Origin of the sequence: Mesorhizobium erdmanii (assembly GCF_013170725.1) — a bacterium.
Classification (GTDB): Bacteria; Pseudomonadota; Alphaproteobacteria; order Rhizobiales; family Rhizobiaceae; genus Mesorhizobium; species Mesorhizobium erdmanii.
In genome coordinates this window covers 5634072-5653870 of record NZ_CP033361.1, presented here as the reverse complement: position 1 = coordinate 5653870, position 19799 = coordinate 5634072, and the positions used below count along the sequence as shown (strand labels likewise).

17 protein-coding genes are annotated in these 19799 nt (G+C 57.0%); 9 read left to right on the top strand and 8 right to left on the bottom strand.

Annotated features, from left to right (window positions below):
- Positions 1–1320, top strand: coding sequence for a DUF4910 domain-containing protein (locus EB233_RS27305; RefSeq protein WP_081294034.1), 1320 nt, complete (start codon positions 1–3; stop codon positions 1318–1320).
- On the opposite strand, the gene rfbC is transcribed toward EB233_RS27305, so the two are convergent.
- The gene (gene rfbC / locus EB233_RS27300; protein ID WP_027056144.1) at positions 1315–1866 is read right to left on the bottom strand and encodes a dTDP-4-dehydrorhamnose 3,5-epimerase; all 552 of its coding nucleotides are present in this window, start codon (positions 1864–1866) and stop codon (positions 1315–1317) included. The two genes, EB233_RS27305 and rfbC, sit on opposite strands and share 6 nt — an antisense overlap.
- A 329-nt stretch (positions 1867–2195) precedes the next feature.
- On the opposite strand from rfbC, the gene EB233_RS27295 reads away from it, so the two are divergent.
- From EB233_RS27295 to EB233_RS27285, 3 genes are read left to right on the top strand one after another with little or no spacing between them, the layout of a single operon-like run.
- Positions 2196–3491 (top strand): class I SAM-dependent methyltransferase, encoded by a 1296-nt coding sequence (locus EB233_RS27295; RefSeq protein ID WP_064989259.1) that lies wholly within the window; start codon positions 2196–2198, stop codon positions 3489–3491.
- On the top strand, positions 3488–4303 hold the full coding sequence (locus tag EB233_RS27290) for a sugar phosphate nucleotidyltransferase (RefSeq protein ID WP_027056142.1): 816 nt from the start codon (positions 3488–3490) through the stop codon (positions 4301–4303). The genes EB233_RS27295 and EB233_RS27290 overlap by 4 nt, the downstream gene beginning before the upstream one ends.
- Positions 4300–4953 (top strand): PIG-L deacetylase family protein, encoded by a 654-nt coding sequence (locus EB233_RS27285; protein WP_027056141.1) that lies wholly within the window; start codon positions 4300–4302, stop codon positions 4951–4953. The genes EB233_RS27290 and EB233_RS27285 overlap by 4 nt, the downstream gene beginning before the upstream one ends.
- A gap of 163 nt (positions 4954–5116) precedes the next feature.
- Here EB233_RS27285 and EB233_RS27280 read toward each other — a convergent pair whose 3' ends face one another.
- The 3 genes from EB233_RS27280 to EB233_RS27270 form a co-directional block, all read right to left on the bottom strand.
- Positions 5117–6544, bottom strand: a complete 1428-nt coding sequence (locus tag EB233_RS27280; RefSeq protein WP_081294035.1) for a glutamate-1-semialdehyde 2,1-aminomutase — start codon at positions 6542–6544, stop codon at positions 5117–5119.
- Positions 6545–6881: 337 nt separating this feature from the next.
- Positions 6882–7649, bottom strand: coding sequence for a response regulator transcription factor (locus tag EB233_RS27275; protein ID WP_081294036.1), 768 nt, complete (start codon positions 7647–7649; stop codon positions 6882–6884).
- Between the two features lie 466 nt (positions 7650–8115).
- Complete coding sequence (locus EB233_RS27270; protein ID WP_027056140.1) at positions 8116–8340, bottom strand: hypothetical protein; 225 nt, start codon at positions 8338–8340, stop codon at positions 8116–8118.
- Between the two features lie 546 nt (positions 8341–8886).
- Here EB233_RS27270 and EB233_RS27265 point away from each other — a divergent pair.
- Positions 8887–10413, top strand: a complete 1527-nt coding sequence (locus EB233_RS27265; RefSeq protein WP_210262467.1) for a hypothetical protein — start codon at positions 8887–8889, stop codon at positions 10411–10413.
- Positions 10414–10605: 192 nt separating this feature from the next.
- Here the strand turns inward: EB233_RS27265 and EB233_RS32345 are convergent, their stop codons facing one another.
- Positions 10606–10839, bottom strand: a complete 234-nt coding sequence (locus EB233_RS32345; protein ID WP_064989260.1) for a DUF6894 family protein — start codon at positions 10837–10839, stop codon at positions 10606–10608.
- On the opposite strand from EB233_RS32345, the gene EB233_RS27260 reads away from it, so the two are divergent.
- Complete coding sequence (locus EB233_RS27260; protein WP_171892267.1) at positions 10805–11266, top strand: hypothetical protein; 462 nt, start codon at positions 10805–10807, stop codon at positions 11264–11266. The genes EB233_RS32345 and EB233_RS27260 overlap by 35 nt on opposite strands.
- Positions 11267–11338: 72 nt before the next feature.
- On the top strand, positions 11339–12847 hold the full coding sequence (locus EB233_RS27255) for a phosphomannomutase/phosphoglucomutase (protein ID WP_064989261.1): 1509 nt from the start codon (positions 11339–11341) through the stop codon (positions 12845–12847).
- Between the two features lie 19 nt (positions 12848–12866).
- Here the strand turns inward: EB233_RS27255 and EB233_RS27250 are convergent, their stop codons facing one another.
- A complete protein-coding gene (locus EB233_RS27250) occupies positions 12867–13598 on the bottom strand; it encodes a hypothetical protein (protein WP_244277651.1) in 732 nt (243 codons plus the stop codon).
- A gap of 434 nt (positions 13599–14032) precedes the next feature.
- On the opposite strand from EB233_RS27250, the gene EB233_RS27245 reads away from it, so the two are divergent.
- Entirely contained in the window at positions 14033–15070 is a 1038-nt protein-coding gene (locus EB233_RS27245; RefSeq protein WP_171892266.1) for an FkbM family methyltransferase, read from the top strand.
- A 66-nt stretch (positions 15071–15136) separates the two neighbouring features.
- Here EB233_RS27245 and EB233_RS27240 read toward each other — a convergent pair whose 3' ends face one another.
- Entirely contained in the window at positions 15137–17932 is a 2796-nt protein-coding gene (locus tag EB233_RS27240; RefSeq protein WP_064989263.1) for a glycosyltransferase family 25 protein, read from the bottom strand.
- 10 nt (positions 17933–17942) lie between these two features.
- Positions 17943–18185, bottom strand: a complete 243-nt coding sequence (locus EB233_RS27235; protein ID WP_064989264.1) for a glycosyltransferase — start codon at positions 18183–18185, stop codon at positions 17943–17945.
- A 1222-nt stretch (positions 18186–19407) separates the two neighbouring features.
- Here EB233_RS27235 and EB233_RS27230 point away from each other — a divergent pair.
- A complete protein-coding gene (locus EB233_RS27230; protein WP_155765338.1) occupies positions 19408–19722 on the top strand; it encodes a hypothetical protein in 315 nt (104 codons plus the stop codon).
- Positions 19723–19799: the final 77 nt, after the last annotated feature.

Here is a 19799-nt window from a genome sequence, read left to right as displayed (position 1 = left end):
ATGGAACATGTGAACCCCGACGGGCTCGGCTCGCCACCTGCTTCTATGAGTGTCGGCCAGGAAATCTACGCTCTGGCCGAACAGCTCTTTCCGATCTGCAGGAGCATCACCGGAGACGGCGTGCGACGAACTCTGGATATCCTGTCGGAGCACGTCAATCTGGAGCGCCATGAGGTACCCACCGGAACGCAGGTGTTCGACTGGACCGTTCCAAAGGAATGGAACATCCGCTCGGCCAGGATCAGAGGCCCGGATGGGCAGACGGTCGTGGATTTTGTCGACTCCAACTTGCACGTCGTCAACTACAGCACTCCCTTCAAGGGAACACTGACGCTCGAAGAATTAAAACCGCACATCCATACGCTGCCTGACCAGCCCCAACGCATCCCCTATCGTACGTGCTACTACGCCCCGACCTGGGGCTTCTGCATGGCTCACGACCATTTGACGAGGCTGCCTGACGGCCTTTATCGGGTGGATATCGATACCGAATTGAAGGACGGCAGCCTGACCTATGGCGAATATCTGCACCGCGGGCAGACGGACCGGGAATTCCTTCTTTCCGCGCATATCTGTCATCCCTCCTTGGCCAACGACAATTGTTCAGGACTAGCCCTGCTGGCGCTTCTTGCAAGAAGTTTAAAGGCAAAGCATACGCGAAACAGCTACCATTTCCTGTTCGCTCCTGGCACGATCGGCTCGATCGCATGGCTGTCTCGCAATGAAGACCGGACACATCTCATCGACCACGGCCTGGTCCTTTCGTGTGTTGGGGACGCCGCAAGCCCGGCCTACAAGCGCAGCCGCCGCGGCGACGCCTTCATCGACCGCGCGATGGCGCACGTGCTCGGGCGTGAAGCCGGAGCGAAGCTGATGGATTTCTCCCCCTACGGCTATGATGAGAGGCAATACTGTTCGCCGGGCTTCAATCTTCCGGTCGGTATGTTCCAGCGGAGCGTTCACGGGACCTTCCCCGAATACCACACGTCGGCCGACAACCTCGACTTCATCAGCCCGGAACATCTCGAGGATTCTTTTCGCATCCTGACGGACGTGATCGACATTGTTGAAGAGAACTGGACGCCGTTGAACCTCTTCCCCAAGGGCGAACCACAACTCGGCAAGCGCGGCCTCTATGCAGCCGTGGGAGGGCAGAAATCGTCAGGCGTAACGTCGATGGCCCTGCTTTGGGTGCTTAACCTCGCCGACGGCCAGCATTCGCTTCTGTCCATGGCGGAGCGTTCGAACCTGCCGTTCAAGGAGCTGGCCGCCGCGGCGATACTTCTTTCGGAATACGGTCTCCTGACAGCAGCTTTATGAGGCTCCGGCAGCGGTCCGCCGTCTGATAAGGGGCCACCTTTTGTCCCGGTCCGACATTGCTGTCGGCATCAGTGGCCAGCTGATCGAAAAGGCAGGGTCGTTGTAGAGGACGCCTGTCGATGCGTTGGGCGTATAGAACTGCGATATGAGATACGAGACCTCGGTGTCGTCCGTAAGAGTCTGGAGCCCGTGAGCGAACCCGGCAGGGATATAGACTTGCTTCATGTTTTCGGGCGTCAGCTCGAAACCAAGCCAGTTATAGCGTGTAGGCGAATTCGGGCGCAGGTCCACGACAACGTCAAAAATCGCGCCGCGGACACAAGAGACCAGCTTGATCTCGGCATAAGGCTCCTCTTGGTAATGTAGCCCCCTGAGCGTTCCCTTTTTGACCGAATGTGCCCGGCTGTGCTGGACAAAACGCGTCGCCAGACCGCAGTCAGCCATCTCCTTTTCACAGAAAAGGCGAGTGAAAGAACCACGGTCGTCAACCATGGAAGTAGGCTCGATCAGCCAGACGCCTTGAAGCTCTGTTTCGGTAAACTGCATGTCGCCCTGAATCCCCGGTGCCGAGCTAGACCGGCCCGTTAATTGTCAGCGTCGTCAGCCTAAGCTGGAAGGGCTACCTAAGCCTTAGGTGGCCTCTCCGATAGCGGTAGATCCGCAACATCGCTTTAGCCGTTCGGCGGGCTGGCGGCGGCATTGCCGCGGCCAGTTCTCTATAAGGACTAAGGCACCCGACGGATTGGCAAATCGAACCAAGGGGGGCGGGGTTCTAACCTGCCGCCATCTGCCTACGGAGGCGCTGGCGGCAAGCATAGGTTCTTCGTAGCCCACAGCGTCTCCGTTTTTCCAAACCAGCCGTCCAGGAGTAGGGAATGAACATTCAGGCTGTCGAAATCGTTCGCGATCGTGGTGCGGCACGCCGGAATGTCGGTTGCAGGCTTTGCGGGTCGCTCCTGCGCACTACCCTGGTCGATCTTGGCATGTCGCCGCCTTGCGAGAGTTTCCTGCAGGCCGACCAGCTTGATCAGATGGAACCCTACTATCCGCTTAACGTGCTTGTCTGCGACACCTGCTATCTGGTGCAGCTCAAGGAGTACATGAGCCCTGAGACTATCTTCAGCGAATACGCCTACTTCTCCTCGTTCTCGACAAGCTGGGTGGCTCATTCGAAAGTCTATTGCGAGGCGATCACAAAACGCCTTGGGCTTGGCTCCGACAGCCTTGCAGTGGAGCTCGCAAGCAACGATGGTTACCTGCTGCAGCACTTTCTACCGCTCGGCGTTCCTGTGCTCGGCGTCGAGCCCGCCGCCAATGTTGCGCGCGCCGCCGTCGAGAAGGGCGTGCCCACCCGGGTCGACTTCTTCGGGGTTCGGCTGGCAAATCAAATGGTGGCCGAAGGACTTCGCGCGGACCTCATTATCGGCAACAACGTCTTGGCGCAGGTGCCGGATCTCAATGACTTCGTCGCTGGGATGAAAATCCTGCTCAAACCAGAGGGCGTGGTCACCCTCGAGTTTCCACATATCGAGCGACTGATGGCGGAGAACCAGTTCGACACGATTTACCACGAGCATTTTTCATATTTCTCGCTGCTGACGATCGACGTGATGGCTGCTCGCCACGGATTGCGGCTGGTCGACGTCGAGGAGTTGTCCACCCATGGCGGCTCACTGCGCGTCTATCTCGCCAATGAGGGCAGTAGCTGGGGCGTCAGTAGTCGAGTTGCCGAACTTCTCCACCGCGAAAAGCGGCACGGGCTGACGGAGATGGCTACCTATACCTCGTTCGGCCACAAGGCACAGCGTGCGAAGCGCGACCTCCTGGCTTTTCTTATCTCGGCCAAAAGCGAAGGCAGGAAAATCTGTGGCTACGGTGCGCCCGGAAAGGGCAACACGCTGCTCAATTACTGCGCGATCGGCACCGACTTCCTCGACTTCACCGTCGACCGTAATCCTTACAAGCATGGCCGCTTCACACCGGGAATGCATATCCCAATCAAATCCGTCGAGGCGATCGACGAGGCCCGGCCAGATTACATCCTGATCCTTCCATGGAACCTGAAGGACGAGATCATCGAGCAGATGCGCCATGTCGCTGCTTGGGGTGCAAGGTTTGTGGTGCCAATTCCTTTCGTGACAGTGATTGATCCATCGGAGTTACGGAGATGAAAGTTGTCCTTTTCTGCGGCGGTCGCGGGACCCGGATCCGCGACTATTCCGACAGTATACCGAAGCCGATGATTCCACTCGGCCACCAGCCGATTCTGCGCCACGTAATGCAGTGGTACAGCGACTATGGACATGACGAATTCGTCTTATGCCTGGGCTACAAGGCCAACGTCATCAAGGATTTCTTCCTCAACACGCGGCCGCAGACTTTTTCCGATTGCGTGGTGACGCAGGGAGGCCAGGATGTGAAACTGCTCGGCGACAAGGTCAAGGACTGGAGCATTACCCTGCTTGATACGGGGGTCTGGCGCAATATTGGCGAACGCCTCTGGGCAGCAAGGGACCAGGTCAAGAACGAGAAGATGTTCCTGGCTAACTATTCCGATGGCCTGACCAATGTCGATCTCGACGATGTGATCGCGAGATTCGAGGCCAGCGGCAAAATCGGCTGTTTTCTTGCGGTGCGCGCGCCGCTGACATACCATTTGGCCGACATCGCGGAAGACGGTCGTGTGCGCGAGTTCCGCACCACGGATACGTCGGAGATCTGGATCAATGGCGGCTACTTCGTGTTTCGCCCGGAGATCTTCGACTATATGAGAGACGGCGAGGAGCTTGTTCTCGAACCCTTCAGACGATTGATCGATGACAACATGCTTATGGCGTACAAGCACGAGGGCTTCTGGCGTTCGATGGACACGCTGCGCGATTGGCAATCGCTCGAAGACATGGTCGAACGAGGCGACATGCCCTGGAACAAGAAGGTCACCGCCGAAAAAATCAGGCGCAGCATGGTGTTGGCCGCATCATGAGAGGGCTTGGCCTCGCACGTCGCGGGGAGGAACTTTCGATCCTCTGCCTTGGTGCACATTCCGATGACATCGAGATCGGAGCCGGCGGCACTATTCTCGGGTTGATCGAGTCTGGGGTCAAACTAGACGTCCACTGGTGTGTACTGAGCGCCGGCGGCCAGCGGTCGGCCGAGGCCAGCGCTTCGGCCGAAGCGTTTCTTGAGGGATCGAAATCGTCCAGGATTGATATCGCGGATTTCGAAGATAGCTACTTCCCGGCCCACAGCCGAGCGATAAAGCAGTGGCTGATCGATTTGAGATCTCGCGTTCATGCCGACGTCGTGTTGACCCACGCGAGGTTCGATGCGCATCAGGACCACCGGGAAGTCAACCAACTGACCTGGAATGTCTTCCGCGATCATCTCGTGATCGAATACGAGATTCCCAAATGGGATGGCGATCTTTGCCAACCAAATGCCTATGTGCCGCTTACGGCCGCCGTGCTGGAACGCAAGATCGAGCTTCTACACCAGCACTTCGGGACGCAGCGCTCCAAGGACTGGTTCGACCGCGAGACATTCGCCGGGCTGGCAAGATTGCGAGGGATGGAGTGCCGGGCGCCGGAACATTTTGCCGAGGCATTTACGCTCAGAAAGGCCAGGCTTCTTTAGCGGGTGGCTATATTATCTCGCAAAGAAGCTATGGGTGCGCGAACTCTGACCAAGCGGTCCATTTACCCCACGAACGTTCCCTGCCTCGCCACTATCTCTCGGCCGAAATGCGATGCCGCGCTGGCTCAATCCAAGAGAATGAAAAAGCAACGTCTTCACAACGTCATGACGTTGCGACGAGCCGGTGGGCCTCTGACTGCCGGCTTGTTGCACTGCTTGCAGCGAGTGGGTTCGCTGAGGCCACAGGCATCCTTGCCTGTTCATCGCCATTGTTAAAGCGACGGAACACGGGTTGCGAGGGGCGACCGACCAAAAAGTGGCTTGGTCCCGATTCCAAGGCCCGCGCGTACACTGCCAGCGCCCCGTCAACGGCTTCGATCGTCTTCATGACCGCGGCGTCGTCATGAGTGTAGCTGACGACGAGAGATGGCATGAGCACACCACGCTTGATCGTCTCCTGCAGGAACAGGGAACGGTATGTCTGCGAGGGCTTGCCGCTTGGATCGAGCGTGGTGTACGCCAGACAACTGGGACGGCCGACAACCTTGAAATGCCTATCAACTCCATGGTGTCTGGCAACCTCTGCGATCCCGTCCCTTAATTTCGTTCCCTGACGGTGCAGATGTTCGATGACGGGCTCGTCCCGATAGGTGCGCATGGTCGCGATCGCCGCGGCAAGCGCGTGGGTTTCCGCCCCGTGCGTGGTCGACAACAGAAACACCCTGGGGCGATCCGTATGATCGAGCCCACCGAGCCGCATATATTCGCGTTTGCCTGCCAGGGCCGAGACCGAAAATCCATTGCCAAGGGCCTTGCCGAACGTCGACAAGTCCGGTTCGATACCGTAGAGCGTCTGTGCGCCAGCTGCATGCCACCTGAACCCGGTGATCATCTCGTCGAGAATGAGCAGTGCGCCGTTTTCCCTGCAAAGATTCTGGACCTCATGCAGGAACCCGTCCGCCGGATCGTCGCCACGGGAGGGTTCGAGGATCAGGGCGGCTACCTTCCCCGGGTACCTGTTGAACAAATCCGCTACACTGGCGATGTCGTTGTACCGGAAAGAGACGGTCAGGTTCCGGACCGCTTCCGGGATTCCCGCATTCATCGGTGTGGTCCCAATGAACCAATCGTCTGTTGAAAAGAAGGGGTGGTCGGCGCAGCATGCGACGAGATCGCGACCCGTATATGCGCGGGCAAGGCGGACAGCCCCCGAAGTCGCGTCCGATCCGTCCTTGCAGAACTTTACCATCTGGGCGCCAATGAGCTCCAGGAATGTTTCGGCGCAGTCGACTTCGATCCTGGCTGGTCGCGTGAAGTTTGAGCCACCGCTGAGCGCCGTCTCCACCGCTCTGAGCACGGTTGGGTAGGCATGCCCCAGCCCGACGGAACGGTTGCCCATGCCGAATTCGATGTATTTGTTGCCATCGACATCCCAGACGTGGCACCCCAGACCACGTTCGATGAAGCCAGGCGCGAGAATGGGATACTGATCCTCGCCTTTCGCGTAGGTGTGGCTTCCGCCCGGGATCAGTTCACGGCCACGTTCTTGAAGGCGTCCGGATTTTCGAAAACAGGGGCTTTGCTCAGACATGCGGACCACTCCATGTTGATAGAAAGTCTACATGTTCGGCCCTGGATTTTCGCGTTCTCCATAAGGTCACCGCTTAGCACTTATGGTGGATGGAAGGCGCGGATCCGCCCTTGGCTCCGCATGATGAGGCGATCTTTGGAATTTTAGAACAGCCGAATCCATGCGCTTTTGGAACGCTCATGAAAAATCGGCTACGGCATCGTTTGGCGCTCTGGGTAGCAAGCCGCGCCAGAGCGCACCCATTGTCGCGGATCAAAAATTGTCAGCGTTCGCGAGCGACCCGATTTTGAAGCAGAGTAGTTTAAGAACGGCCCTCCGCTTCAAGGAGGGCCGCTTGTTACTGCGATAAGTCTTCAGCCGGGGTTCCTTCCGCGAAGAGATCATTGACCTTGTAGGCGACTTCCGTACGGTTGGTCGCCTTAAGCTTCTTCATGATGTTGCGGATGTGCACCTTCACGGTGCTTTCTCGCAGATTGAGCTCATAGGCGATGATCTTGTTCGCCTTGCCGCGTCGGAGCGCCTGGGCGACCTCAGCCTGCCTAAGCGTGAACATGCCGGTTAAAGGCCTCGTGTCACGGCTGCCTGCATCTATCAGGTGCCGCATGGATAGGACGCTGCTTGCCGGAACAAATATGCCGCCCGCCGCCGCGAGATTGATTGCCTCGACACAGACGTCGATCCCTACAGAGGTGGGAATGTAGCCACGTGCGCCGCATTCGAGAGCCGTCAATATCTGTGCAAGGTCGTCTGTGTCGGCCAAAATCACCACAGGCACCGACTCGAATTCGCTCGAAATGCGCCTGATCTGCTCCACCATACCATGATCGGTTACCTTCCGACCTCCAAGGTTGAAGAGAATGGCTGCAAGGGGAGGGGGCGTCCCCTTTTTCGCGCGCCATTCGTCTATTGAACCCATGGCCTGGACCGCCATGCCGAGTTCGTGGTCCTGAAGGGCCGATGCGAGACATTCGCGGTCTAGGGCCCTTCCGTCTAAGATGAGGAGGCATTCCCTGCCTACTTGTTCGTTGACTATTCCCGTTCCGTCGGACGGAATTTCTTTGTGATTTACCGAAGTGTACTTATGCAGTCCTGCTGCGGAACTCATATTCCTACCCACCCTTTTTTCCACAAAAATCCGCCCCTGCGGCGGCCGATTAGCCCCTCATTCTTCAGATGCTTCAGAATTTCAAAAGTTTGATACCCAGCCCGTTTTGAGAGCTTTAGCTGGGATTTCCCAACTTGGCGCCCTCTGCTGCTCCTTTTTTGCCCAATCAGAACAACCTGAACAGCTTATGGGCTATTCGCAAGCAGTCGCTAACATAGGTTAATTTTTAGTAAATAATTACGCCGGCGACAGAAGCCGATGTGGAGCCACGCCATATGCGCTGCAATCTGACTAAGGCGGAAGAGATGCCGGTCCTTATCCGATAGGGGGAAGTTGCGGCTTCTTGCATCCCCTGACAACGTCAAACCTTGCCCGAAAGGTCCCCTGCCGGCCCGGCAGGACGCCAAGCCGTGCAGATGAGCCGCGGTGACCCCGAGACAGAGGTACGAGTGATGAATGCCCGGCCTCAGGCGGTTCCCTGAGGATCAGCCTCGGTCAGCCAACACACATCCAGAACGGTTCCGTCATTCTGGAGCTCAGCTTCGAAAGCGTCGATGAGCCTTTTGGCGGCTTTGCTCGCAAGATGGCTCTCGGGGTACTTAGCCTTCACCGCCCGTGCACACTCGTAAACCTCCTTGAGTTGCCTGACCTGCTTGGGCCCGAATGCGCGATATACAACCTGGGTGGTCATATCGCCTGTCCTCCTTGTGCTGGAGCTTTAGACAACCGCCCATTGCCGAGCCTCCCATTTCCGTCATCATTGACACAGGTTTTGCGACAGAAAGCAAAAGCTGCCTACGACTTTGGTAAGGTCACAGACTTCCCTAGTCGAGCCGTTCTTTAGGCGGCGTGCCGGGATTGAGGGTTAGCCATTTGCAGGAGGGTACAGGAACAAGAATACAAAGGCTCGCCATCACTAAACACCTCAATGGCTCCACGGCGCCGACTCGCTTACCGCTCCTCCGAGGGCCTATTTTGTCCTCCGTCATGACCACATGCATTTTCAATGCGAGAGCGATAGCAGGTACATTCGGCCTCAGAGAGCATGGTGAGCGGACCACCACTTTCATTGTTAGCCGTAAGGGAGGTGGAAACGCATCTGCGCTTTCTACCTTCGCAGGTGAGGCTACCCCCTTTGACTCTCTTGCCCGGGATATCCACCTGCCGAAAGATCGACCGTCGGACAGCTTGCTGTATCCGCGTCACTGGGGCCAACCAAGCGGGAAGCTCGATCGGCATGCAGGTGTCTTTGCCGGGACTGCTAATATGCGCGGCTATTTTGGTCGTTGCTTACTATTCAAGGGGAATGCTGATCATCGGCTTGATCGCTTCCCAGGCCTTCGGTGCGACGGCCGTCATGACCCTTACCTTTCTGGGTGGGTCATCGCCGTTGATCTACACCATATTCGCGGTCCTGCTCGTTACGGCCGTCGCGGCGAGACGTCGAATCTGGTTTGACCTCGGAACCGTATTCGGAAGCATCCGGCCAGTCTGGATTCTTACAAGCCTCATGGTTTACGCAATCATCGGATCATGGCTGTTTCCTAGGTTATTTGCAGGACAGACGGCGGTCTTCGTGCAGTCCAAGACCCGGGGCACAGTCGTAGAAGATTCTTTGGCGCCGGTAACAGGCAACATTTCTCAGACGGGTTATTTCATTCTTGGTGCACTCGCGGCGATAGCGCTTTGCACTCTGCTGCTGCACTCCAACCGGATCGACCAAGTCCGCCGCGGCTTCTTCCTTTGGTGTGGCCTGCACACGGGAATGGGGTTGATCGATTTTGTCGGCAAGAACGTGGGAGCGGGAGACTTGCTGGCCCCGATCAGAACCGCCAACTACGCGATCATAACGGACGCGATCGAGGCCGGATTCGTACGGATCACCGGGCCTTTTTCGGAGGCCTCTTCGTTCGCCAGCGTTTCCCTCGCCTGTCTGGCATTCTGCTACAGCTACTGGAGGAAGACAAAATCACCTCTTGCGAAATGGCTGTCGGGTATCCTGCTCTTCCTGTCCATTCTGTCGACTTCATCGACCGCCTACGTCGGGCTGGCTCTGGTATGCATTCCTGTTGCTTTTTCTATGTTGGCTTCGGTCCTTAAGGGAAAAGTCGAGCGCGAAGAGATGCTGATAATCGCTCTCATGGTGGTGGGCGGGACCGCCATATTGGGCATCAGCCTTTACAAAGCCGAGGCCTTGGACCCTTTTGTCAGGCTGATCAACAGCACTATCGTTAACAAAGCGGATTCCGCGTCGGGCCATGAGCGCACCTATTGGAATGTGAAGAGTCTACAGTCCTTTCTCGATACCAGTGGACTGGGCGTTGGTTTCGGCAGTTCAAGGGCATCGAGTTGGCCGATCGCCGTCCTTTCCCAACTGGGCTTATTCGGATCGCTGATGATGGCTATCCTGCTCTGTATTCTGGCCAGGGGGCTGGGCGCGGCTCGTGAGTGGGTGGACCCAGAGACCGATGCGGTCGTGGCAAGCGTCAGGAGTGCTGCCCTTGCAAGCATAATTGCCATGTCGGTGTCGGGTGGCAGCGCCGATCCAGGCATTCTCTTCTTCATAGCACTTGCAGTGGTTTCCGCCACGCGGGCCCGCGCTCTGCGCGGTATGACCGCATTAGGACGAAGCGCCCCGCCGTCGGGTCATGGTACGGTCAACGTCGTGTACGGCGGTTCCGCCGGATTGGCTTTGCAGCGGCAAAGATTCTTGGCGATGTGCCAGGGCCCCGTCCAGTTCAATACCGACAGTGATACCGAATAACGGACGGCCATGGACTGCCGAGTATGGGAGACGCAGCGCTCAATCTGCGAGTTATCAACGCTCGCAACTTCCAAACCGCGTATGTCTCAACCATCAGAAGCACATATCTAAGGCTACGAAGTGGAAGCCTTCAAATTCTTTAGAATAGCTTCGCCACGGTTGACGACTGACCGCACGCGAAGCTGGAACGGTTCAAAAAACCTTTATGGTGCAATCGATGTTTGCTTCCATAACGGGCCGACGGCTTTCGTCAGATACAGTGACCGAGAGTTTGCTCGGCAATTCGCCCCGAGCTTCGTCCTGCGCCATCGCGACGAGCATTCTAACTGCGTCTGCCCGGGCCTCGAGCGCACCTACGTAGTGGGTGCCCTCTGTATCAGAAGAATGGGATTTGCCGTCTTGGACGTCGAAAAAAAACAGCGGCATTTTTGGATCCGTGATTAACAGCAATGCGCTCTTAAGGGCAGAAATTTTCAGGTTTGCTCACGGCTGCTTAAGGCATTTTTTCGGAGGATTCCAGCAACTGCAGATAGGGCAAGTGGCTGCGGCTGTGGACAACTCGAATCATCTCGATCACAAGACATTAAGGAGAGTTATGGACCCGTTACCGGCTGAAAAGCAGGATCTTTCAAGCCGCGATAATGCCGCTGTAGCGGGCGGCAATCTGGTCTTTGTCGGAACGCCGTATAGACCCAAATCAAATCGCAAACGGCACCGCGAAATCGAACGCCAAAGTCTGCATCTCGCTGACGATATCAAGCCTGCGGGCATTGCAAGAACGGCCAGGCAAAAAGCCGCATCTCGGATTCGCCCATCCTATCGTGGAAGCCTGGTCAACCAAAGTGATAGATAGGGGCTTGCGAATGGTTCTGGTAACCTGCCGCCTCGACAACATGGCATTTCCTGCTGTTCGGAGTTTCCAGTCTTGTCGCTGAATTTCGTTGACGAAGCCCGGCCCAACACATTCGAGTTTGAAACCTCGGCGCTGATCAAGGCGTCCGGGTTTAGGGAGTATGACGCGCGCTGGTGGTTTGGTCAGGTAGCACCCGAACTGAACCTGATCGGCGTCCAGGCGCTCGGTATGGGGCTCGGCACGCTGATCCGCCGTCTCGGCGTTGGACCCGATATCGTCACCGGGCATGATTTCCGCTCCTATTCGCTTTCTATCAAGCTGGCGCTGGTGTCCGGGTTGATGGCCGCTGGCGCGAGGGTCAAGGATATCGGTCTGGCCTTGTCGCCGATGGCCTATTTCGCCCAGTTCGCGCTCGATACGCCGTCGGTCACCATGGTCACCGCCTCGCACAACCAAAACGGTTGGACTGGCGTCAAGATGGGTGCCGCACGGCCACTGACCTTCGGTCCCGAAGAGATGAACGCGCTGAAGACGATTGTGCTGGCCCGCGATTTCGATCTTGTTGGCGGCGGCTCTTATGATTTCATTTCCGGCTTTAGAGAAACATATCTAGACGATCTGACCCAGGACAAGCGCATCTCGAAAAAGCTCAAGGTCGTGGTCGCTTGCGGCAATGGTACTGCCGGCGCCTTTGCGCCTGAAGCGCTGGAACGGATCGGCTGCGAAGTGATCCCGCTCGACATCGAGCTCGATCATACATTTCCGAACTACAATCCAAACCCAGAAGACATGCAGATGCTGCATGCCATCAGGGACAAGGTGCTGAAGACCCGGGCAGATGTCGGGTTGGGTTTCGATGGCGATGGCGACCGCTGCGGCGTCGTCGACAATGAGGGCAACGAAATCTTCGCCGACAAGGTCGGTGTGATGCTGGCGCGGGATATTTCGCTTCGCTATCCCGGCTCGACCTTCGTCGTCGACGTCAAATCGACCGGATTGTTTCACACAGATAGCGTGCTGCAGGCCAACGGCGCGGTCACCGACTATTGGAAGACCGGCCACTCTTACATCAAGCGTCGCGTCGCCGAACTCGGCGCCGTCGCCGGCTTCGAAAAATCTGGTCATTTTTTCTTCAACCCGCCTATCGGTCGCGGTTACGACGATGGGTTGATCACCGCCATCGCCATCTGTCAGATGCTGGATCGCAGTCCCGGCAATTCGATGGCCGACCTATATCGCGCGCTGCCGCTGACCTTCGGCACGCCGACCATGTCGCCTCACTGCGCGGACGACGTGAAGTATGGCGTCGTCGAGCGGGTGGTCGCCGACTTTCAGGCTATGAAGCGGAATGGTGCCGCATTCGCCGGCCAGAAGATCGCTGACCTGATCACCGTCAATGGCGTGCGCGTCGTCGCCGAGGACGGCACCTGGGGGTTGGTGCGCGCTTCGTCGAACAAGCCGGAGCTTGTCGTGGTCGTTGAAAGCCCCATATCATCGTTGCGCCGCCGGGAGATGTTCGAGGCCGTCGACGTCGTGCTACGCCGCAGTTCGCAAGTGGGCGCTTACAACCAGACTTTCTGAGCGCCCTTTCCTCGACTGGTCAGGTGATCCCCAACAGCTGGCGCAGGCGGATTGGCAATCGGGGCGAGGCTTGCAGTTCGCCACAACTTGCCTCCCATTTCAACAGATACTCGGCGATCGGAATCCTGGTCCGTCCAGGCCAGCGGTTGAGTGCGCCCAGCGCCTCGATGCAGTCCGGCGCGCGCTCGTATTCGGCGAGGATGGTCAGCGACATTGCCTGAGCGAACGGATTGAGAGCGGGCGTTTCGATCTCGTCGCGATGGTCGGCGAACCACGCTGCGGCGTCGCCGGTGAGCCGCTGGCTGCCGGCGAGCGCCGTATAGCGGTCGATGATATCCTGGCGGTATCGGGCGATGGCATCGCCGAAAGCGTTGTCGCCAGCGAAGGGCGGGGTCTCCTTCCAGCTTCTCGCCAGACGCCCGAGCCCGCGCAGCGAGTGGGCCTCCACCATGGCTTCCTCGAGCCATTGGCAGGGCGGCGCAGGCTTGGCGTCGGCCTGCCAGCTGTTGCAGAGGACATGGCCGAGCTCGTGGCCGAACTGGTAGGCGAGCTTCGACCAGTCACGCTCACCGATATCGACAATGATCCAGGCCATGCTGCTGCCGTCCGGGTGCAGCCAGATGGCCGGCGTGCCGGAAGTGTGCTCGTCGACACGCAGGCGCGTCGGCTGGCGGTCGGACAACAGGCGAACGCCGTCGAGGCAGGCATGGCGCATGCGTTCGAGAACCTGAACGGCAGCACCCTCCAGCATGCGGCCCCAGTCTCCGGCAAGCTCGATGGGCGCGGTAAGGAGGGTTGGCGATGGGTGGGCCAAGGTAGATTTGGGAGACATGGCCGCGTAGGTTCTTTCCGGGTCGCTTCGCAGCATCGCGGGACCCATGCTAGCAAGCAATGAGGACGCTGCTAGAACAGTAAACCGTCTCTTGTTCACCAGTCGATCCTCACCCCAGAGAACCGTAGACAGAGCTTACCGCCAGCATGCGAAATCCTCGTATCGCCAGGCCAGCCCGTATTGCCATGAGCAGCCTGTAAATGAGTCTTTGCCTCCGGCCCGTTCACCGCTGTGTCCTCGTCTATGGCAAAAATAGCAAATGTGCTTACACTCTCGCGGGATCGAGCGAGGGCCTTATTATGGGCGCGAATGCCAATCGAACTAGCCAAGTCTTTACGTCGCACGGAACGAGAGTGTTCGTCGACACGTCATCCGGCGAAGTCCGGCACGGAGCTTTTGAGCGCAGTCCAAGCAATATCGTGTTGGTGCAATTGGGTTCGCAAGCTTATCTCAGATTCGTTGATTCCGGGATCGAGAAAGAGATAATGTATCTTGCCGGATATTCAGCGATAGTCGGTTCAAATAAGTTAGTAGATTTCGACGACATAAACGTTATATCGGGGAATATGTTTAATATTGTAAGTATAAATGAAAGAGAATTTGGGTTAGAACAAAATGGAACGTTTCTATGCGCTGAGACAGACGGCCGTATTACCTTATCAAGGCCTGCGTGCGAAACTTGGGAGCGCTTTCACTTCCGACAGGATGCTTCAGAATCGAGTGGAACCATAATTAGTCATCGAATTGACGGCAAGATAGTCAGCTTTTTCATATCGAACAGTATGGATTACGTTCAATCGTTCTTGATGCGAGGTGATTTTTATGAGCGAGATGAACTCGATTTGATCAAGCGCCTTTCCCCGCCTGGGAAAGTCTTTGTCGATGTCGGTGCCAACATCGGCAACCACTCTATATTTGTGTCAAAATTCTGCAGCCCTTCAGAGGTTATAGTCTTCGAACCTAACCCGAAAGCCATAGAAATCCTAAGGATCAATCTGGCGCTCAACGGCTGCACGAATGTCAATCTTGCCTATCTTGGCTTGGCGCTCAGTTCAGAATCTAATTTTGCAGACGTATTCTACCCGATCTCCAATAACATGGGTCAAGCGCAGATGCTTAAGGCCGACCATGGAGTTATCAAATGTCTCCCTGGCGACCTGTTTTTGCGACATAAACCTGTAGGCTTCATCAAGATCGATGTAGAAGGCGCAGAGTTCGATGTGCTCAAGGGAATTGAAGAAACGGTCGAAGTATGGCGTCCAGGCATACTAATCGAAGTATGGCCGGAGCGTCACCAAGAACTTTTCTCTTGGTGTGACACCTTTCGCTACGCGGTCCAAGAGACTTTTCCTTTGGGCAACAATTTTTTCTTGACGCCCATCGAAGGGTAAGTTCTTTTGGTGGCAACGGGCTCCAAGCGTCGCCTTGAGCCCGCATCCATCCGATCCGCTGTAACCTCACCCTTGATCCGTCGCTAGTCGATCTGAAGGTTGCTCGTCGTCCAGAATGACGAGTGGTGGCATGCAAAGGAAAGCTTGCATCGAGCCATATGCCGCACACATCGCGCAGTCGATACCCGTGTCGTCAAGGACGACGGCAGTTCCAGGAAATGGGATTAGCCGTTTTCGTAGCGGCAGGCATTCTTCCAGAAGTATCCGCGCACCTCTTGGTGTGATTGTGTAGGCCTGAAGTCCAAATGAATGCTCAACCTTGATGAGGGATCTCGAGAACTTCTCGAACTGAAACAAGGCAGTTCTATTGGTATATCGGCGATCGTAGAAATCCAGCTTGGCTTTCGAGAAACCAAAATCCAACCAAATGAAAGATGGGTCGAATATCCAGCCCCACTGTATCATATCCCAATCCGCTGGTGCTTGAGATATGATATCGGCGGATTCCTCCATGAATCGAAACGATGCTCGAACGTCATCTTCGAAAATAGTTATCGTCTTGTTCTCTGACGCCGACAGCTTCCACAAGTTGATATGGGATAGAGCGCACCCCAACGTGCCCGGGGGATACGGACAATCACTAGTAATCAGCCCTTCCTTGACGAGCGCCTCCCTGTCGAGAGAAGTGCCGTCAACGGCCGATACCCGAACCGTATTGTGTGTTAGGTGCCAGTTATTACTTTGATACCTGTTCCAGCGCTCGACGCTACGGTCGAGGTTTATCAGGTGTATTTTCGGCGAACCCTTCGGCTCGACATGTCGATCTGGTGTCGCTAGGGAGCCCGAAAGCGCGGCGCCAGTGAATACGGGGGTATCGCCCGCACCGTGCAGCAGCGTTCGAGCACGCTCGATCCCGTCACTCACATGGTATTGGCCGTCGCCGAAGGTGATGTAGCCGTAGACCTGCCGGTTGTCCATGTACTGGACGATGCCGGCCTTCCTGGCGCTGTCGGCAAAGATGACATACTCGTATCTCGACGTGCCGTCATCATATGTCAGTTCCGTCAGTACGTCGGCGCGGATAAGATAGGTGCAGTGCACGAGCGGCATCTCGATAATGCCGCGCACGTGGCGGTTGAGCACCCAGCCATATTGATCGCACTGCAGATAGTAGCCGTTGGCGTCGACCTCGGCATGGTAATTCGAATAGTATTGGCCGGGCGAGATAGAGCGCAGCAGGGGAGCGACGATAGGCAGGTCGAGCGCGACAAGCTCTCGTAGCGTGGCCGGTCGCACAAAATTGTCGACGTCGACGACGAAATAGAAGTCGCAATTGTGCTCGAGGGTCTTCCCCAGGCTGATGTTACGGATTCGGCCGAGCACCTTGAAACGCGTCTCGTTCCATTCGTGCTCACGAAACTGCTCGACCCGATCGGCCACGTCTGAGGCATCGAATTCAACCGCCGCATAGAGGTGGCGTACACGCTCCACCCATTCGCGGAGTATGTGCGCGGTCTTGTCGGTGTTGTTGTTTGTCCTGATGTACAGCACGATCGACGCCTTCGGGTAGTCGAGCGCCTCGATGCATTCGAGGTAAAGGGGGAGTGCCGGCTCTTTCTGCTTTGCCAGGATTGTAACCAGAACGCGCGGCGTGCCTTTCATTCGCGATCGCAACGAGCGCTGCGGGATGAGCTTGTGCTGTTCAACAAGGCTCTCGGCGCCGAGTCTCCCCAATGCCGGAGGCTCGCCGACCTGAAGCTTGTCGGTGGCGAAGCGCGCGTTGGCGACCACGCGCTTCAGCATGTTTGCCGGCAACTTGTCGCTGGCCAGTAATTTCAGGCAGGCATCGAGTGATTCCCGGTATGCGCCTGCCCAGTATGCGTTGACCGAAAACTCATCGAGAAGCCCATAGTCGTAGACCCAGGGCTGCACGAAAAGGCCGGCGGGTTGAGCAAGGTCGAGCCCTCGACGCGCAAATTCCATTCCTTCCGCATTCCGGCCTTGATTGCGGCAAAAGAGGCTCGCGGCGTGAAGAGCCTCCGCACGGGCGGGAACGGTCTGCGCGGCACGTTCAAAGGCGGCAATGACCTCGGCGAATGGCCGTCCCAGCGCTGCCATGAGGTTGCCCGCCTCTAGCAGGCTGACATAAACCTCCTGCTCCCAAAATCCCAGCTCGGCGCGCTTCAGATAGTTCCCCAGTGATTTTTCACGTTCACCGAAGTCCCTGTAGCTCTGCGCCAAATAGAAGGTGTATCGCGAAACAAGGAAGGGGTCAGTCTCCGTCGCAAGCGCATTCTCCAAAACGGCCGCGTCGTCCTGGTACTTTCGCGGGTTTTGACTGCGTGCTCCGCCGCGCCCCGTCGCTATGCTGAACCCCTTTGCTGTTTCGCGTGTGAGATGGCCAGGAGGAGCCTCGAGATACTCGTGCAGAACGCCCTTGAAGGTGAAGGCCATTCGGTTCCGAGATATCTGCGGGCGATAAAACGAAATGCCCCCATGTGACACCTCAACGTCGTACAGGTCGTCTGCCATCTGCGACTTGAATGCGACTGGATTGAAGTTGGGGTCCAAGATGAGGACATCGTCCGCATCGATGATCATCGCATAGTCGACAGTCTCGACCTCACGCAATCTTTCAAGGGCGAAGGTACGGTTGTATGCGAAGTCCCGCCACGGCTCGTCGATGACAACGCCTTGGACATTGTGAGTGGCGAGGAAGCTGCGGATGATTTCTTGCGTGCCATCCTCGGAACCCGTGTCGACGACGAGAACATAATCTACAAGGGGGAGCACGCTGGCGAGGCATTGCAGGATGACCTTCGCCTCGTTCTTGACGATCATGCACAGGCCGATGGTGCTCATGCCGTTTCCTTCAGCGATCGAGTGCCGCGTTGCGCGCCTGCTCGAAATTGTGAAATGGGAATTCGTGCAGCTCGCCCGGCAGGTTGCGGGCAGCGAAGAACGATTTGATGAAGTCCTTGGTCCCGTCCGTCGAGCCGGTATCGCCGATGACCCAGCGGTCGATGTGGTCGGCGACCGCCCCGAGACAGCGCTGCAGGTTCGCCATCTCGTTTTTGACGATCATGTTGAGGCAGAGCCGTTTGCCGTTTGTCATGTGGGATCTATCGGCTCTTTGCCAGGCTTCGATCGCTCATGCATTTCCCCCGCTACCTCTGCCCTCTTGCCGGTTCGGCCGCGGGAACAGCCTGTGTTCCTGACGATCCGACGATTCCTTCCGACGGTTCGTGCGGCTTCGTCCCTAGGAAGCCGCGCTTAACCTTATCCATCACGGTTAGCTGCCGCCCGTCGCGCCTGCGCTCAGGCTAGGATTACCACGAAGCTTTCGCCGAACTGCAACTGCCTGCTCTCACTTCCTTCGTCCAGCCCAACCGGCTTACGCCGTATAGTTCATACTTCGCCGCCATTTGCCAACTGCCGTCAAGGTTTCGACAGCCACGTCCGCGGACGAGGCGTCCCGGCTGGCTTCCCTGCAAGCATCAGTGCTTGCAAGGCAGCTTGGACGACGAACACCTTAAACTACAGCATGTAGCTGACAGCATTTGAATTAATGTCGTTAAGCTACGGATTTTCAGACCGATTTTTTCCCATCTTGCCTGCTGGTCTCGCTTGCGTGGGGCTCCCTGTTTGTCGCTAATTTAGAACATGCTTAATTAATAGTTTACAATTTGCTAATTTTATAATTTACTAAAATACGGTGTTGAGGGGCGCCCGCGGATTGGACGGCCGCTCGCCCGAATTTCTGCGAAGGTCTCTCTCTCTCAGGGAGTTGGGTTAGCGGGGTCTGGGTTATCAAGGCCGTTCTACAAATTGCAAGGTGCGTCGACTGGCGCGCCAGCGATATGTCTTGTGCATGCCTCCGTGCGAGGCGGACGGCTTCCCATTCCCCCCGAGAGTTGTCGGCGAGGCGTTAGCGTCACGGTAACGGGAGTAGGTTGTGAATCGGGTAGTATCGCGTGCGTATCGTAAGGATCGTGCAGGCCCCGGTCTGGGTGGTCTCCACGCAACATCGCCGCTGGGAAGCGATCGGCCGAATTGGCTGACCGGCGCGCCTCGGTCCCGCGCTTTCGAACTCTCTTTCACCGATCCCTCGATATCAGATCTCGGCGTGATCTTCCGAAATGGGACGCCGGAATCCGACGCGATCATGCTCGACGCTAAGCGTCCGCCCGTGCGGCCGGGCGCTCGGAACGAACTCATCAATGCACTCTCGCACGCATTTCGAACGCCAGATGCGCTGACCCAGTCGGACGGCGGGCATCCGGCGGCAAATGGAAATTGACGGCGCGGCACGGTGGCCGCCGACCAAGGAGGATAAGATGAGCTACACGGCAGGTTTTGCGGTTATCGAAGTCACAGTTAGAGGCGTCTTGCCGATTGGCGACACGACCGAAAACGTGACTTATTTCATTCTCGACACGGCCAAGAGCGCCATCGTCGGCCAGGTCGTTCTTCCCAAGGCCGTCAAGCGAAGCCTCGCCGTTGCACTCACCGTCAAGGTCCCAGGCACCGCCGCATCACTTGCAATCGGTACGTTCGGCGATGGCGGGAATTTTGAGGCCGCCAGCTTCCTGCGTGTAGAAACCCCCGCTGTCGAACAGCCCGACGCCGCTGCTGGCCCAATCGGAAGATGACGCTCCCAAGCCCATCGTCCCTAGCATTCGCCGCCCAAGCTAATGGGCGGTTTCCCTTCAATTGAATTCGAAGCCAA

Excerpts from the sequence above, each read along its gene's own strand:
- EB233_RS27280 (WP_081294035.1), bottom strand. The coding sequence starts at position 6,544 with ATGTCTGAGCAAAGCCCCTGTTTTCGAAAATCCGGACGCCTTCAAGAA.
- EB233_RS27290 (WP_027056142.1), top strand. The coding sequence starts at position 3,488 with ATGAAAGTTGTCCTTTTCTGCGGCGGTCGCGGGACCCGGATCCGCGAC.
- EB233_RS27305 (WP_081294034.1), top strand. The coding sequence starts at position 1 with ATGGAACATGTGAACCCCGACGGGCTCGGCTCGCCACCTGCTTCTATG.
- EB233_RS27270 (WP_027056140.1), bottom strand. The coding sequence starts at position 8,340 with ATGACCACCCAGGTTGTATATCGCGCATTCGGGCCCAAGCAGGTCAGG.
- rfbC (WP_027056144.1), bottom strand. The coding sequence starts at position 1,866 with ATGCAGTTTACCGAAACAGAGCTTCAAGGCGTCTGGCTGATCGAGCCT.
- EB233_RS27235 (WP_064989264.1), bottom strand. The coding sequence starts at position 18,185 with ATGACAAACGGCAAACGGCTCTGCCTCAACATGATCGTCAAAAACGAG.
- EB233_RS27230 (WP_155765338.1), top strand. The coding sequence starts at position 19,408 with ATGAGCTACACGGCAGGTTTTGCGGTTATCGAAGTCACAGTTAGAGGC.
- EB233_RS27250 (WP_244277651.1), bottom strand. The coding sequence starts at position 13,598 with ATGCTGGAGGGTGCTGCCGTTCAGGTTCTCGAACGCATGCGCCATGCC.
- EB233_RS27265 (WP_210262467.1), top strand. The coding sequence starts at position 8,887 with ATGCAGGTGTCTTTGCCGGGACTGCTAATATGCGCGGCTATTTTGGTC.
- EB233_RS27275 (WP_081294036.1), bottom strand. The coding sequence starts at position 7,649 with ATGAGTTCCGCAGCAGGACTGCATAAGTACACTTCGGTAAATCACAAA.
- EB233_RS27240 (WP_064989263.1), bottom strand. The coding sequence starts at position 17,932 with ATGAGCACCATCGGCCTGTGCATGATCGTCAAGAACGAGGCGAAGGTC.
- EB233_RS27285 (WP_027056141.1), top strand. The coding sequence starts at position 4,300 with ATGAGAGGGCTTGGCCTCGCACGTCGCGGGGAGGAACTTTCGATCCTC.
- EB233_RS32345 (WP_064989260.1), bottom strand. The coding sequence starts at position 10,839 with ATGCCGCTGTTTTTTTTCGACGTCCAAGACGGCAAATCCCATTCTTCT.
- EB233_RS27295 (WP_064989259.1), top strand. The coding sequence starts at position 2,196 with ATGAACATTCAGGCTGTCGAAATCGTTCGCGATCGTGGTGCGGCACGC.